At 38.4% G+C, this 13,883-nt stretch carries 15 protein-coding genes and 1 tRNA gene; 3 read left to right on the top strand and 13 right to left on the bottom strand.

Annotation, left to right across the window (positions count from 1 at the left end):
- Positions 1-156 precede the first annotated feature (156 nt).
- The 3 genes from ACN9MR_RS21105 to ACN9MR_RS21095 form a co-directional block, all read right to left on the bottom strand.
- A complete protein-coding gene (locus ACN9MR_RS21105; protein WP_426326487.1) occupies positions 157-330 on the bottom strand; it encodes a hypothetical protein in 174 nt (57 codons plus the stop codon).
- Positions 331-349: 19 nt separating this feature from the next.
- Positions 350-505: a hypothetical protein gene (locus ACN9MR_RS21100; RefSeq protein ID WP_426326486.1), complete on the bottom strand. Its 156-nt coding sequence runs from the start codon at positions 503-505 to the stop codon at positions 350-352.
- Between the two features lie 88 nt (positions 506-593).
- Positions 594-1,070 carry an Lrp/AsnC ligand binding domain-containing protein gene (locus ACN9MR_RS21095; RefSeq protein ID WP_025145395.1) on the bottom strand — a complete coding sequence of 159 codons (477 nt, stop codon included), beginning with the start codon at positions 1,068-1,070 and terminating at the stop codon, positions 594-596.
- Positions 1,071-1,416: 346 nt separating this feature from the next.
- Between ACN9MR_RS21095 and ACN9MR_RS21090 the strand changes: the two genes are divergently transcribed.
- Positions 1,417-1,561 (top strand) — tRNA-Asp (locus tag ACN9MR_RS21090).
- A gap of 148 nt (positions 1,562-1,709) precedes the next feature.
- On the top strand, positions 1,710-2,726 hold the full coding sequence (locus ACN9MR_RS21085; RefSeq protein WP_426326485.1) for a LacI family DNA-binding transcriptional regulator: 1,017 nt from the start codon (positions 1,710-1,712) through the stop codon (positions 2,724-2,726).
- Positions 2,727-2,784: 58 nt separating this feature from the next.
- On the opposite strand, the gene frr is transcribed toward ACN9MR_RS21085, so the two are convergent.
- The 6 genes from frr to ACN9MR_RS21055 all read right to left on the bottom strand — a co-directional run bounded on the left by frr (position 2,785) and on the right by ACN9MR_RS21055 (position 9,732).
- Entirely contained in the window at positions 2,785-3,348 is a 564-nt protein-coding gene (gene frr / locus ACN9MR_RS21080) for a ribosome recycling factor (protein WP_426326484.1), read from the bottom strand.
- 39 nt (positions 3,349-3,387) lie between these two features.
- Positions 3,388-4,092 (bottom strand): UMP kinase, encoded by a 705-nt coding sequence (gene pyrH / locus ACN9MR_RS21075; RefSeq protein WP_090498094.1) that lies wholly within the window; start codon positions 4,090-4,092, stop codon positions 3,388-3,390.
- 175 nt (positions 4,093-4,267) lie between these two features.
- Positions 4,268-7,537, bottom strand: a complete 3,270-nt coding sequence (locus tag ACN9MR_RS21070; RefSeq protein ID WP_426326483.1) for a TonB-dependent receptor — start codon at positions 7,535-7,537, stop codon at positions 4,268-4,270.
- A 132-nt stretch (positions 7,538-7,669) separates the two neighbouring features.
- Positions 7,670-8,632 carry an MBL fold metallo-hydrolase gene (locus tag ACN9MR_RS21065; protein ID WP_426326482.1) on the bottom strand — a complete coding sequence of 321 codons (963 nt, stop codon included), beginning with the start codon at positions 8,630-8,632 and terminating at the stop codon, positions 7,670-7,672.
- Positions 8,633-8,642: 10 nt separating this feature from the next.
- Positions 8,643-9,158 (bottom strand): amidohydrolase family protein, encoded by a 516-nt coding sequence (locus tag ACN9MR_RS21060; protein WP_426326481.1) that lies wholly within the window; start codon positions 9,156-9,158, stop codon positions 8,643-8,645.
- Positions 9,139-9,732, bottom strand: coding sequence for an amidohydrolase family protein (locus ACN9MR_RS21055; protein ID WP_426326480.1), 594 nt, complete (start codon positions 9,730-9,732; stop codon positions 9,139-9,141). Before ACN9MR_RS21055 ends, ACN9MR_RS21060 begins: the two co-directional genes overlap by 20 nt.
- Positions 9,733-9,817: 85 nt before the next feature.
- On the opposite strand from ACN9MR_RS21055, the gene ACN9MR_RS21050 reads away from it, so the two are divergent.
- Positions 9,818-11,023, top strand: a complete 1,206-nt coding sequence (locus ACN9MR_RS21050) for a metallophosphoesterase (RefSeq protein ID WP_426326479.1) — start codon at positions 9,818-9,820, stop codon at positions 11,021-11,023.
- Positions 11,024-11,198: 175 nt separating this feature from the next.
- Here the strand turns inward: ACN9MR_RS21050 and tsf are convergent, their stop codons facing one another.
- From tsf to rplM, 4 genes are all read right to left on the bottom strand, one after another.
- The gene (gene tsf / locus ACN9MR_RS21045) at positions 11,199-12,044 is read right to left on the bottom strand and encodes a translation elongation factor Ts (RefSeq protein WP_426326478.1); all 846 of its coding nucleotides are present in this window, start codon (positions 12,042-12,044) and stop codon (positions 11,199-11,201) included.
- A gap of 128 nt (positions 12,045-12,172) precedes the next feature.
- A complete protein-coding gene (rpsB, locus tag ACN9MR_RS21040; protein WP_057931874.1) occupies positions 12,173-13,006 on the bottom strand; it encodes a 30S ribosomal protein S2 in 834 nt (277 codons plus the stop codon).
- Positions 13,007-13,023: 17 nt separating this feature from the next.
- Positions 13,024-13,410, bottom strand: coding sequence for a 30S ribosomal protein S9 (gene rpsI, locus ACN9MR_RS21035; protein ID WP_029279076.1), 387 nt, complete (start codon positions 13,408-13,410; stop codon positions 13,024-13,026).
- A gap of 3 nt (positions 13,411-13,413) precedes the next feature.
- A complete protein-coding gene (rplM, locus tag ACN9MR_RS21030; protein WP_010602007.1) occupies positions 13,414-13,857 on the bottom strand; it encodes a 50S ribosomal protein L13 in 444 nt (147 codons plus the stop codon).
- Positions 13,858-13,883: the final 26 nt, after the last annotated feature.

The raw sequence follows: 13,883 nt of genomic DNA, 5'->3' as shown, positions 1-13,883 counted from the left end.
ATAGTTTTTACAACAACATATCCCTGTGTTGTTACCCCGAGCGGAGTCGAAGGGCGTTATTAAAATATTATAATGATTAGAAGAGCAATTCCTGTACAACTTATGTGAGCTACCTCCCGCTTTCCGTTTTACTTTGCCTGCGGCTTCGTGTTCACTTCAATCGGGTCTAGGTGGCCTGGTAAGTGCTACTATTTTTGGCTGGGTGCTTAACCTGCGCAAACCCTCATTTCTAAACCCGGTAGTAGCGGCAACTTCCGATACCAACGCATTCTCTTTCTCGTTTGTCGCCCTGATGGATAAGGAAGGTGAATGGTCTTGAAATATCGTCATTTCGACCGCAGTTGAAGAGTCAATAGGCAAATTGCTGTTTATTGCACAGATCTTCGTTTCTAAACCCGGTAGCAGCGGCAGCTCCTCCCGATTTTACATCGGGATTCATCAGGACTATAGCGGATAACGGGACTGCTGTTCCCGAAATCCTACTGAATGCTTGTTTCCAAATCATCCTTAATAATTTATTTGAATTTTCACCATATAAGACATATAAGCTAAGGTGTCTGTTTCAGCTAAATTTCTGCTTTGGTCTTTCTGCTTTACCCCAGCTCAATCTGGCGCTTAATGCTCTCTTCTAACGAGATTAAAGTCTCCGTACGCTGAATACCGTTCACGGCCTGTATTTCTTCGTTTAAAACGTGGCGTAAATGATTGGTATCCCTACAGATGATTTTGGCAAACATACTGTAGGCACCGGTAGTATAATGCAATTCTACCACTTCTTTAATTTTGCTCAATTGTGCAACTGCATCTTTGTACTGGATTCCTTTCTCCAGGTAAATACCTAAAAAGGCACAAATATCATATCCAGCTTTCTGAGGATCAATGATTAAGTGCGAGCCCTTAATAATGCCCATTTCCTGCAGTTTCTTCATCCTAACGTGTATCGTTCCGCCCGAAACAATCAGATCTTTAGCGATTTCTGTATAAGGTTTAGTGGCATCCTGCATCAATTGCTTTAATATATCGATGTCGAGGTTGTCAATTTCTAAATTGGAATTGTCTTTTTTAAGCATATTTTTGAATTATGATAAGCGAATTTACGAATATTTATCAATATTATAAAAATAAAATTAAATGTTTAAAATATTTGCAAGGTATTGGTTGTTCCTTTACATTTGTATCAAGCAATTAACAAAAAGGAAACGTTCTTTCAAAATTGCTTAACATAATGTAGGGTGGTGAAACAGGCAGACACACCTCCTTGTCTCGGTGGCGGAGAATAATGGGAATATACCGGTTTCGGTACTAACCACTCCTTGAAGGTTCGATTCCTTCCCCTACAGCGGCTTTAGTCCTAAGTCAAGAGTCCACAGTCTTTAGTAGACTTACGACTGCAGACTTTGGACTAATGACTAAAATTGTTGGGTGGTGAAATTGGCAGACACGCCTCCTTGTCTCGGTGGTGGGGAATAATGGGACAAACGCAGTTTATTGGGTTGACCACAAATTAATTTTTTGAACTGTAGCTAACTACCCCTTGAAGGTTCGACTCCTTCCCCAACAGCATTTTTTATGAATAATAAGTTAGTTAATCGAGCAATCCTGGATAGGTTGCTCTTTTTCTTTTTTAGGCTAGTTTTTTTCATATCCATCATATATTTATAGATATATTGTTATATTACCAATCAAATTTTATTCGTTCAATGCCTGTGATGAAGAAACGCGTTTCGATTAAGGATATCGCTAAACAATTAAATATTTCCATTACAACTGTATCGTTTGTAATTAATGGGAAAGCAAGAGAAAAAAATATTAGCGAATCGCTTACCAAAAAAGTTTTAGAACTGGTTGCTGAATTAAATTATCAGCCCAATACCCTCGCAACAAGTTTAAGAACAGGCAAAACAAAAATTATCGGATTCTTGGTTGATGATATTTCTGAACCTTTTTTCTCGGGTATAGCACGCCGAATTGATGAAATTGCTTCGAGCCTTGGTTATAAGATACTTTTTAGCAGTACCAGGAACGATACCGAAAAAGCAATAGAGTTGCTGCAGATTTTTAAAGACAGGCATGTCGATGGCTATATTATGGCCTTGCCTGAGGGATTGGAAGAAGAAGTTAAAAAACTGATTCAAACAGATGCACCTGTTGTGCTGTTCGATCGGTACGTACAGGACGTTAAAACAGATTATGTAATAATCGATAATCAAAGCAGTACTTATGAAGCTACGGAGCATCTCATTAAGAATAATTATAAAAGAATAGGTTTTGTAACCATCGATACTTTACAGCAACAGATGGTAGACCGCTTGGCTGGTTACGAAAGCGCTGTAGAAAAATATAACTTGCCGGCAATTGTAAAGAAGATTAAATATGTAAACTCTGCCGACTCAATTGAGGAGATGATAAAGTTTTTTAAAACAGAGAAACAGCTAGATGCGGTAGTTTTTGCAGCCAACTATATCTGTTTAGACGGATTAAGAACTTTTAGAAAACTAGGTATCCAGATCCACAAGGATATGGCAGTTGTTTCTTTCGATGATTTCGAAATCCTGGAGTTTTGCGAGCCTCCGGTTACGGCTATTGCACAGCCTCTTGAGGCCATTGCCGAAAACGTGATGAAAATTTTATTAAACAAGCTTAAAAAAGCCGGAAAGTCTGTCGAAAACATGCAGGTATCGCTACCCACCATTTTAAACGTTAGAGGATCAAGCGCAAAGAAATAAGGCAATAAAAAAGGGAATAGATTTAAGTCCATTCCCTCTCCGATTGTATTTATACAGATTAAACTGTCATTACATCTTTTTCTTTGGCTTCGGCATGTTTATCAACCTTGATGATATAAGCATCGGTTAATTTTTGCACTTCGCCTTCGCCTGTTTTAATCTCGTCATCAGAAACACCTTCACCTTTCAGTTTTTGAATTTTGGTATTGGCATCTTTACGGATGTTACGAACGGTAATGCGGCCTCTTTCGGCTTCTTCCTTAACTTTTTTCACTAAGTCTTTTCTACGCTCTTCTGTTAAAGGCGGCACAACCAGACGGATAACAATACCATCATTTTGTGGATTGATACCAATATTGGCTACTTGAATAGCTTTTTCAATTGTAGTTAAAAGCGATTTTTCCCAAGGTTGGATTACGATTGTTCTGGCATCTGGTGTATTTATACTAGCTACTTGTGATAATGCTGTAGCTGCGCCATAATAATCCACGAAAATACCATCCAACATTCCAGCTGATGCTTTACCAGCTCTGATTTTAGTTAATTCAGATTCACAATGATCGATGGCCCTTTCCATTGCAGATTGAGCATCCATTAATTGTAATTGTATGAGGTCGTTCATAATTGTGTGTATTTCTACAAAAATAATAATTTTTATTCCTTATTTAACCAGGGTTCCAATAGGTTCGCCATTGGCGATTTTCATGAAATTGCCATGTTTGTTCATATCAAACACAATAATCGGCACTTGGTTTTCTTCGCAAAGGGTAAATGCGGTCATATCCATTACGTTAAGCCCTTTATCGTAAACTTCTCTAAAAGAAATTTCTTCGTATTTAGTGGCCAATGGATCTTTTTCTGGATCGGCAGTATAAATCCCATCAACACGAGTTCCTTTTAAAACAACATCAGCTTTGATTTCGATCGCACGTAAAGCTGCTGCAGAATCGGTTGTGAAGTATGGGTTGCCGGTTCCGGCACCAAAAATAACCACACGGCCTTTTTCTAAATGGCGAACAGCTCTTCTGCGGATAAATGGCTCACAGATCTGCTCCATTTTAATGGCAGTAAGTAAACGTGTTTTAATACCCACTTTTTCTAACGCATCTTGCAGGGCCATAGAGTTGATAACTGTTGCCAACATGCCCATATAATCGGCCTGTGCCCTGTCCATCCCACTTTTTTCGGCGCTTAAACCCCTAAAAATATTTCCTCCTCCAATTACGATTGCGATTTCTAAACCTTTATCGTGTACGGCTTTGATATCTTCTGCGTATTGTTTAACGCGTTCATTATCAATTCCATATTGTTTTTCGCCCATTAGCGATTCTCCGCTAAGCTTTAATAGGATGCGTTTGTATTTCATGACCTCAAAAATATTAACATTTTTTTAATACCAAGCTATGCTTTTTAATAATTGATGTAAATATTTAAATAGAAATATCGGTTTGAAAAAAAAAGGTTAATTTACTAGATGCGCTGCCCCCAAATAGTGTTACTATTTGGGGGCAGCGCAAAAGAAAATTCTAATAAATTGATTACTAATTAAAAATATAACGGACACCGAATTGTGCCTGCCAGCGCGAAATCTGATCGGTAATATTTTTATATGTTGTAGTATACGGAGTTAAATTTGCTTTGTCTTGATAAGGAAATGAATAAGTGGGCTTCCCCGACACTGGATCTAAACCTTTATATGCCAATAATACTGCGGTATTGTAGGTTGATAGCGGAATGTTTGGTGTTTGGTATAGTCCCCAATCGCTATTTAACAGGTTGCCAACGTTGATAATGTCTAAAGTAAACTGAAGCGTACTTCTTTTCCCTTTAGGGCCAACAAAGAAATCCTGCGCGATGTGAAGATCCGCTCTTTTAAAGTACGACATGATGGCGCCGTTTCTTTTTGCAAATTCACCTCTGTGTTTGCTCAGGTAACTATCTTGGCTAATGTATGCATTTAACTGGTTCCAGATCTGAGCCGCTGTACGGGTATCGCCAACAAAATCGGGAACCAAAGTGATGTCGCCTTGGTTTTGTGGGATGTAAAGCAGATCATTTGCGCCGCCATCATTGTTAATGTCGCCAGATGAAACATAACTAAATGCACCATTATTAGCTGATTCGAAAATTAAACCAATTGTGGTTGCTGCATGTTTAAAATATTCTCGTTTGTAGCTTAATGAAGCAATGACTCTGTTGGGTTGAATGAAATTGGTGTTGGCTAAAACATCTGAATTTGCATCTCCTGCAATAGCTCTTTGCGACCAGATTGAGCTTGCAGTAGAACCGCCATCATTAACAGATCTTGATTGGCTGTAAGTGTAAGCTACACTTGCATTAAATCCACCGAAAAAAGATTTTTGCAACTGACCTGTAATGAAGTAAGAATAGCCTTTTTTGGTATTCTGCATATAAATGAATGGCGAAATTGACGGATTTGCCGCAGTAGTGCCAGTCTGTGTGGATTTTACGGTATAACGCTGTTGTCCTTCAATTCCAGGAAGGGTAATTAAACCTTTATCATTGTTTGGCAATGCTGCATTGGAGAAATTTACGGCATTGATATCTTTGGTGTATGAAGCTTCTAAGGTTGCAATAATACCCATTGGTAATTTTTGATCAACAGCAACATTTGTTCTCCAGATCTGAGGGTATTTAAAATCTTTCGAAGCCGCATCTACCTCATAAGAAGTATTGGCGGTTGCGGTACCAGGTGCAGGGCGGTTGGCATTTACATTCGGATTAAAAATCAAACGTGGATCGCCAGGGGTAGAAACGGTACTTGAGCTAAATAATGTTCCAGTGTTAGAGGCCTGGTTAGAGATCCAAACGTAGGGCACCTGACCTGTAAAAATACCGGTTCCACCGCGTAACTGTGTGGTTTTGTCACCAAAAACATCGTAATTGAAACCAACACGTGGCGAGAACAATAATTTTTTGTTCGGGAATTTAGAAATATCTACCTGTAAACCATTTTGGAAGGTTAATGCTGCCAAATTTGGATTTGGATCTAATTTGGTTGGGAAATAGGTATAGTCGGCCCGTATGCCATAAGTTAGTTTAAAGTTATCGCTAACCTGATACTTGTCCTGTGCATATAAACTCAGGTTATAAGATGACATTTTTGCAAATGGAAATGCACCATCCGCCAATGCAGAATTACGATAAGAATAACTTACAGCGGGTTGATTATTGATAAAATCATCAGCAGTTCTGAAATAATATAAACCGTTATAATTTGGTGCAAAACCATTTAAAAATTTATTTAACTGGTTACTTGTTCCGATGGTAATTTCATGTTTACCCGCATAGATAGAAAAGTCATCAGAAAATTGGTAGATATCGGAGTTTAGCAAGTTGTTTGCAGTAAAAACCTCGTATCCAAAACTGGTTAAAATGCCACCATTTCCGTTGCCTATATCAACCATTGGTAATTCTGAGCCATTAGACTCGCGGAAATCTCTCAAAGCAGAGTAGCCAAGTGTTAATTTATTCGACATGCTATTGCCGATTCTGGTATTTAACTCAACTATACCGATGTTAAAGTTGTTATTAATGGTATAACTCGAGCCGAAGTAGGGCATAGAAGTTGAAGAAGGAGAGCGGCTACCATTTAAACCTGCAGGAATACCCGATCCGCTGGCCACAACCTGCCTGTTAGACTTTAAATAGAAATACTTTGTGCTTAAAGTATTGTTCGCATTAATATTCCAATCTATTTTAGCAGTGATTTTATCACTTTGCGTTTTGTAAGGATAATTCTCGTAAGCACCGGTAACATAGTTGTATTTGCTTAACAAATAGTTCGATAATTTATCCAATGTGGCTGCATCTGCACCCGAAACATTGGCTCCTGATAAACCTGGTCGTGAGGCTACAAAGGAAGTAGCAGGTGTGCTGATCCGCTCTTGTTCGCCCGAAACAAAGAAAAATAATTTGTCTTTAATAATCGGTCCGCCAATATTTAAACCGCGTTGGTTATACTTGAAGTCTACAACCGGTATTTTTGTAACCCCCGCTGAGTAGCCTGTTAAATCGGTACCTCTCGTATAGTAATAGGCCGAGCCCTTAAAGTCATTTGTTCCCGATTTTACAATGGTATTGATACCCGCACCGGTAAAAGATCCCTGACGGACATCGTAGGGTGCAATATCTACCTGAATCTGTTCAATCGCATCCAGCGATATTGGCTGAGAGTTGGCCTGTCCACCTAAACTGCCAGATAATCCGAACGAGTTGTTAAACAAGGCACCATCAACGGTTAGGTTGTTATAAGAACCGCTTCTGCCACCAAAACTTAAACCGCCAACTGTTGTTGAATTTGCTGATGGGGTTAATTTGGTGAAATCTGATAATGAACGGCTGATTGTTGGAAGATTATCAATCTGCTGTCTGGTAATGGTTTCTCTGGCTCCGGTCCTGGATGAATTGATTACTTTATCCTGCGTTCCTTTTACTACAACATCGGCTAGGTTTTGCGATGTTTCTGTCAGCGAAGCATCAACCCTTAAATCTTCTCCGATAGTTGTGCTTAGGTTTTCTTTAACCAGCTCGTTATAGCCGATATAGCTTATTTTAATGGTATATGGCCCGCCTACACGTACGTTTGGTAAGTTGTACCGCCCGTCAGCCCTCGTAATTGTTGCGTATCTTGTGCCTGATGGAATATGCACAGCAGTAACTGTTGCACCAGGAATTACCCCTTTTTGATCTTTAACTGTACCAATAAATGATGCAGTGGTAACACCTTGTGCGAAACCATAAACGGTTACCACAAGCATAAATGAGAATAATAGTAGCAATTTTTTCATTAGTTCATGTTTTTTTATTGGTGATGAAGCAATTATAATTTGTTGTTACCCTTATCGTACTTAAAATTATGATATTTCACTCAATTTTCAACAAAAATACACTGACTTAATACTGCTAATGTTCTATTTAAATTAATTAATTGTTAAGTGTCTACCTTGTTCAGGAAATATCAACTTTAAATCTTTCGATTTGCCTGAAATTAATTGTTTTTTTACTTTTTCGGCAGTTTTCTGCGGTGGTTTAGTGTGTGTTACAATAAAAGATATTTTTTTGAAAGCATTTGCATCAGTTAAACTTTCGAGTTTTGATAATTCACTATAAAAAAGCTTTGGTGTAAGGTGCCCGAATAATTGTTTATCAGGTTGTTCATTTGGGAAAGAAACTTCCAAAAAGATTGCTTTTAATTGGCCTTGATTAACCAACGGAGATATGGTTTGCCATAAGTTGGCGAGTTTGTCAGATTTTTCAATTTCATCTGCGCCGGTATCTCCGAGGTACAATACATAACTATCATTGTGACTGATTAAAAAAGCAGTACTTTTATACGGATTTCCATGGCTTAGTTCAAAAGCCCTTACTTTCATTTCCGTTCCATCAAGCGGATAAGTTTCACCTTCATTAAGAGGTGAATAGGTGTACTTTTTTAGCTGTGGCTTTTCGCCTTCATTAGCAAAATTGGCCCAGGCATCCCAGGTAAAATATTTATCCCTCAAAATATTCAGGACAGAAGGTATGCCGTAGATGTTTTTAGATGTATCGGCCGGAGAGTTGATAATCAAACCTGCTACATGATCTAAATGTGCATGTGAGATCAAATATCCCTTAATCTGTTTTCGCTGAATCTCTTCACTTATTCCTCTTAATGATTTATATTCAATGGCTTTTTGAATACCGGCATTTATGGTGCCTGCATCTAAACAAACATAATTTTCGCTGCCTTTGGGAGCAATCATATAAGAGGATAAATTACTCTCATCATCGCCGCCCTTCACCCCAAGGGGGATTATTGTAAAAGTAGTACCTATTTCTTGTCCCCAGGAATTACTGGTATAAACAGACAGTAATATTATTGCCGCAAGGATTTTTTTGAACATGTTTAATTAATTATATCGTTTCGCCTTTAAATATGACTTCTTTTAAATTCAGGTCATCATCAAGTACCAATAAGTTTGCCTGATGCCCGGTTTTTATCGTTGCAGTAAGATTTTCTATTCCGATCAATTGGGCAGGGTAGAGCGTTCCCATTTTAATTGCATCATTTAAGCTGATATCACAATGTAATACACAATTTTTGACAGCTTCTAACATGGTGAGTGATGAACCGGAAAGCGTACCATCAGGCATCACATATTTATTGCCTTTTTGAACATGCTGATACGGCCCTGTTGAACAAGCGGTAACCGCATCGGTGATGAGGAACAAACGCTCTTTTAAAAGTTTTTGGGAAAATTTCACCACTACGAAATCTACATGCTGCCCATCGGCAATAATGCTGGCCATTGCCTTATTGTGGTTAAAAACAGCTGTTGGTATTCCAGGTTCGCGATGGTGGATGGGGCTCATGGCATTAAAGAGGTGGGTGGTGGTTTGAATACCTTTATTATAAGCAGGTTGCTTCATCAAAGGTTGCGTTGCTATGCCCTAATGAAACCACAACGCCATGGTCTAATAAGTACTGTATTACTTCATCATCCTGGATTTCTGGTGCTATTGTCATCATTTTAATTACACCATCTCCAAAATCGATTAGTTTCTTAATTTCATCCAGCGAGGCTTTACGTACAAAGGCCGGAACATGGGCACCTAAACGTTTTGGATTTAAAAATGGCCCTTCTAAATGTAGCCCAAGGAAGTTTTTTGCAGATTTACGGTGTTCTTTAGCTGCTTTGATACATTCATCAAAAACTTCAGGAGAATTTGTTGCCATACAAGCTAAAAAACCTGTAGTCCCTTTTTTAAGCAGGTCATTTTCCATGATGCTTAACGATTCGATGCTCGGCTCGGCTGAAAATAACCTGCCGCCTGCACCATAAATCTGTAAATCTATAAAACCTGGTACAACAAGCGAATGGCTGGATGCTTTGTTGCCGCTTTCATTAATACTGGAAATTAGCGTGCCATTAATTATGATGTCCTGATTCTTTTTTAAATCGTTGTCCTGAAAATAGGAGGTGTTGGAAATTACTTTAGGCATATCAAACGTTTGAGTAAATTTAATCTTACACGGTCAAAGTTAAATATTGTAGCTATATATTTGGTTAATAAGATAAAATAACCAAATGAATGAAAATCAGGCAAATAGGAGAAGTTTTTTAAAGGCCGGACTAACTTTAGGTGCTGCTACCTTAGTAGCGCCATCTGCAGCCATTGCAGGCGTACCCCTTGGAGACGATGAATTTAAAATAGCAGTTGGCCCTTATCTCCAAACCAATTTCAGTAACGAGATGACCATTCTTTGGTTAACCAATAAAAATGCTGCAGGCTGGGTAGAATTTGGAGAGCAGACCGATCAGTTGAGCCAAAAAGCTTATGGAAAGGCTGAATTGGGTTTGATGCAGGCTAATAGTAAGTTAAATGCCGTAACGCTCAAGAATTTAAAACCAGGAACAAAGTATTATTATAAAATTGTTTCGAAGGAAATTAAAGACTTCCAGCCCTATAAATTAACTTATGGTGTAACGGTAAGTAGTGCTGTTGAAGAATTTGTGAATGCCGACCAGGCGAAAGAAGAGGTTTCATTCTTAATGATGAATGATACGCACGATCGCCCGGAATCAATCCCTCAATTGTTAGCGCTGGTTCCAGATAAGAAGCAAGACTTTATTTTCTTTAATGGAGACATCTTCGATTATCAAACAGATGAAAAACAGATTATCGAACATATGCTGCAGCCCTGTGTAGATAATTTCGCGAAGCATACACCTTTTATCTACGTAAGGGGCAATCACGAAACACGTGGTAAATTTGCACGAGAATTTCCGCAGTATTACATGCATGTTGGCCATGCATCTTTTACCTTAGGTCCTGTTCGCTTTGTAATTTTAGATACTGGTGAAGATAAAGAAGATGCACATCCAGTATACGCGGGTATTGTAGATTTTGACGATTACAGAGTTCAGCAGGCTGAATGGTTGAAAACAGAAATAAACTCAAAGGAATTTAAAAAAGCACCATTTAGAGTTGTGTTAATGCATATCCCGCCACGCTTTTCGGGCGATGCACACGGGCCAAAACATTGCACTGAACTATTTGAGCCATTGTTGAATCAAGGTAAAGTAGATTTGGTTTTAAGTGGCCATACCCATAAGTACATGGTGCACCAACCCGATAAAGCATTAAATCATTATCCCTTAATTATTGGTGGCGGGCCAAGGACAGGAACAAGAACAATTACCAAAATAAAAGCTGATAAAAATAAATTAGTTGCGAGTATGCTCGATGATTCGGGCAAGGAAGTAGGCAGCTATACTGCACTTAAGAAGTAGGATAGCACAACTGATCGTCATTTCGAGCGGAGTGCAACGCAGTCGAGAAATCCATCTAGATAGATCTCTCCATTTCACTACGTTTCAGTCGAGATGATGGGGAAATTATTGGAATATAAGGCATAAAAAAAGCTCCCAATGTTAAGTCGGGAGCTTTTTGTTATTTTAGAAATGCTTATGCACCTAATTGTACACGTTTGAAAGCTGTTACTGTTAAACCTTTAGAAGTGTTATCTAAAAATTTGCGAACATCAATAGAGCTATCTTTAACAAACTCCTGGTTTAATAAAGTACTGTCTTTGTAGAATTTGTTCAATTTACCAGCAGCAATTTTCTCAACCATTTCTTCTGGTTTGCCTTCTTGACGGATCACGTCTTTAGCAATCTCGATTTCACGTTCAATAGTAGCAGGATCAACACCGTCTTTATCAACAGCAACTGGGTTCATTGCAGCAATTTGCATAGCAACATCTTTACCAGCTTCAGTAATATCTGCACCATTAGCGCCTTCAAATACTACTAAAACACCCATTTTACCATTAGAGTGGATATAAGAAACGATTTTCTCGCCAGATATATTTGCATACTCTTGAATAACGATTTTCTCTCCGATTTTACCGGTTAGTTCAGTTATCGTTTCGGCAACTGTACGTCCATCTTCCAAAGTAATTGCTGATAATTCTTCAGTAGTAGCAGGATTGTTGGCAACTGCAGCAGCTAAAACAGCTTGAGCTAGGTTACGGAAATCTTCAACTTTAGAAACAGGCTCAGTTTCACAAGCTAAAGCAACTAATTTACCATTTGTGCCATCCGCTGAAACATTGATTGATACCAGACCTTCAGAAGTAGCATTGCCAGAACGAGCGGCAGATACTTTTTGACCTTTTTTGCGCAATAAATCAACAGCAGCTTCGAAATCGCCATTAGCTTCTAATAATGCTTTTTTGCAATCCATCATACCAGCGCCAGTTTGTTGGCGTAGTTTATTTACATCAGCGGCAGTAATTTGTACTGTAGACATTTTATTTCCTTTTTTAAATTTACAATCTTGTTATAACAATTACAGGTTACAAGTTACAAGCGCCAAGTTAAACTCATGTTAAGCCAACTTAAAACCTGAAACCAGTAACCTGCAATTAAAAAATATTACTATTCTTCTGTTTTAGTTTCTTCTGATGCAGACGCTTCAACTTCTGCCTCAGCAGCTTTTTTACGTCTTGGCTCTTTTGCTTCTGGAGCATCAGCCGCAGCTTTAGCAGCTACTGCTTCTTTTTCAGCCTCATCATCTTTTTCGCGTTTACGCTCATCTAAACCTTCTTCAATAGCTTTGATAATTACATCAGTAATTAAAGAGATTGATTTTGTAGCATCATCATTCGCCGGGATAGGGAAATCGATGTTAGAAGGATCAGAGTTAGTATCAACCATCGCAAAAGTAGGGATGTTTAATTTTAACGCTTCAGTAACTGCAATGTGTTCTTTCTTAACATCAATTAAGAATAATGCTGCAGGTAAACGGTTTAAATCAGCGATACCACCTAAAAGTGATTCTAATTTAATACGCTCACGTTGAATCATTAAACGCTCTTTTTTAGATAAGATCGAATAAGTACCGTCTTTAGTCATTTTATCGATGTTAGACATCTTTTTGATTGACTTGCGAACAGTAGCAAAGTTAGTTAACATACCACCTAACCAACGCTCGGTTACGAAAGGCATGTTTACTTTTTTAGCTTGTTCAGCTACGATTCCTTTTGCTTGTTTTTTTGTTGAAACAAATAATACTTTACGTCCTGATTTTACGATTTGTTTAATCGCAGCCGCAGCTTCTTCAGTTTTTGTTAAAGTTTTATTTAAATCTATAATGTGAATTCCATTACGCTCCATGAAAATGTAAGGAGCCATTTTTGGATTCCATTTACGGGTAAGGTGACCAAAGTGTACACCTGCATCCAATAAGTCTTGATAAGTTGTTCTTGCCATTGTCTTTGCCTCTGTGATTAACGTTTACTGAATTGGAATTTCTTACGAGCTTTAGCACGTCCTGGTTTCTTACGCTCAACCATACGCATATCACGCGTCATTAGGCCTTTAGCACGTAATGCAGGTTTTTTCTCCGCATCTAGTTCAACAATCGCTTTAGCAATAGCTAAACGAACAGCTTCTGCTTGTCCCTTTACTCCACCACCTTGTACATTTACAGTGATATCATAACGACCTACAAGCTCAGAAACTTCTAAACTTTGGTTTACGATATATTGCAATGGTAAAGTTGGGAAATATACTTTGTGATCTTTACCGTTAACGGTAATTGCGCCAGCACCATCTTTTAAGTAGATACGTGCAACAGCTGTTTTTCTTCTTCCTGAAGTGTTAGTAACTGACATTTCTTAAAGTTTAATGGTTTTTGGAGATTGAGCTGCATGAGGGTGAGTTTCACCAGCATACACAAAAAGATTGGTGTATAATTTTTTACCCAATTTAGTTTTCGGTAACATACCACGTACCGCTTTCTCGATTACACGTTGAGGGTGTTTCGCCATTAACTCCTTAGGAGAAATAAAACGTTGACCACCTGGATAACCAGTATAAGAAACATATTGCTTTTCGCTGAATTTGTTTCCTGTCAATTTAACCTTGTCTGCATTAATAACGATAACGTTATCTCCGCAGTCTACGTGTGGGGTGTACTCAGGCTTGTTTTTACCACGGATGATCATAGCGATCTTCGATGACAAGCGCCCCAAAATCTCGCCTTGCGCATCAACAACAATCCACTGTTTGTTAACAGTTTTCGCATTGGCCGAGACAGTTTTGTAACTTAACGTATTCACTTGCTTGTATTTAATTTATTAAACAA

The sequence above is a fragment of the Pedobacter sp. R-06 genome (assembly GCF_049913135.1).
GTDB lineage: Bacteria > Bacteroidota > Bacteroidia > Sphingobacteriales > Sphingobacteriaceae > Pedobacter.
The sequence above is the reverse complement of the archived record's forward strand: the minus strand, read 5'-3'. Positions and strand labels throughout refer to the sequence as shown.

Coding starts and splice junctions, on each gene's coding strand:
- ACN9MR_RS21105 (WP_426326487.1), bottom strand. CDS start 330: ATGACGATATTTCAAGACCATTCACCTTCCTTATCCATCAGGGCGACA.
- ACN9MR_RS21100 (WP_426326486.1), bottom strand. CDS start 505: ATGATTTGGAAACAAGCATTCAGTAGGATTTCGGGAACAGCAGTCCCG.
- ACN9MR_RS21095 (WP_025145395.1), bottom strand. CDS start 1,070: ATGCTTAAAAAAGACAATTCCAATTTAGAAATTGACAACCTCGACATC.
- ACN9MR_RS21085 (WP_426326485.1), top strand. CDS start 1,710: ATGAAGAAACGCGTTTCGATTAAGGATATCGCTAAACAATTAAATATT.
- frr (WP_426326484.1), bottom strand. CDS start 3,348: ATGAACGACCTCATACAATTACAATTAATGGATGCTCAATCTGCAATG.
- pyrH (WP_090498094.1), bottom strand. CDS start 4,092: ATGAAATACAAACGCATCCTATTAAAGCTTAGCGGAGAATCGCTAATG.
- ACN9MR_RS21070 (WP_426326483.1), bottom strand. CDS start 7,537: ATGAAAAAATTGCTACTATTATTCTCATTTATGCTTGTGGTAACCGTT.
- ACN9MR_RS21065 (WP_426326482.1), bottom strand. CDS start 8,632: ATGTTCAAAAAAATCCTTGCGGCAATAATATTACTGTCTGTTTATACC.
- ACN9MR_RS21060 (WP_426326481.1), bottom strand. CDS start 9,158: ATGAAGCAACCTGCTTATAATAAAGGTATTCAAACCACCACCCACCTC.
- ACN9MR_RS21055 (WP_426326480.1), bottom strand. CDS start 9,732: ATGCCTAAAGTAATTTCCAACACCTCCTATTTTCAGGACAACGATTTA.
- ACN9MR_RS21050 (WP_426326479.1), top strand. CDS start 9,818: ATGAATGAAAATCAGGCAAATAGGAGAAGTTTTTTAAAGGCCGGACTA.
- tsf (WP_426326478.1), bottom strand. CDS start 12,044: ATGTCTACAGTACAAATTACTGCCGCTGATGTAAATAAACTACGCCAA.
- rpsB (WP_057931874.1), bottom strand. CDS start 13,006: ATGGCAAGAACAACTTATCAAGACTTATTGGATGCAGGTGTACACTTT.
- rpsI (WP_029279076.1), bottom strand. CDS start 13,410: ATGTCAGTTACTAACACTTCAGGAAGAAGAAAAACAGCTGTTGCACGT.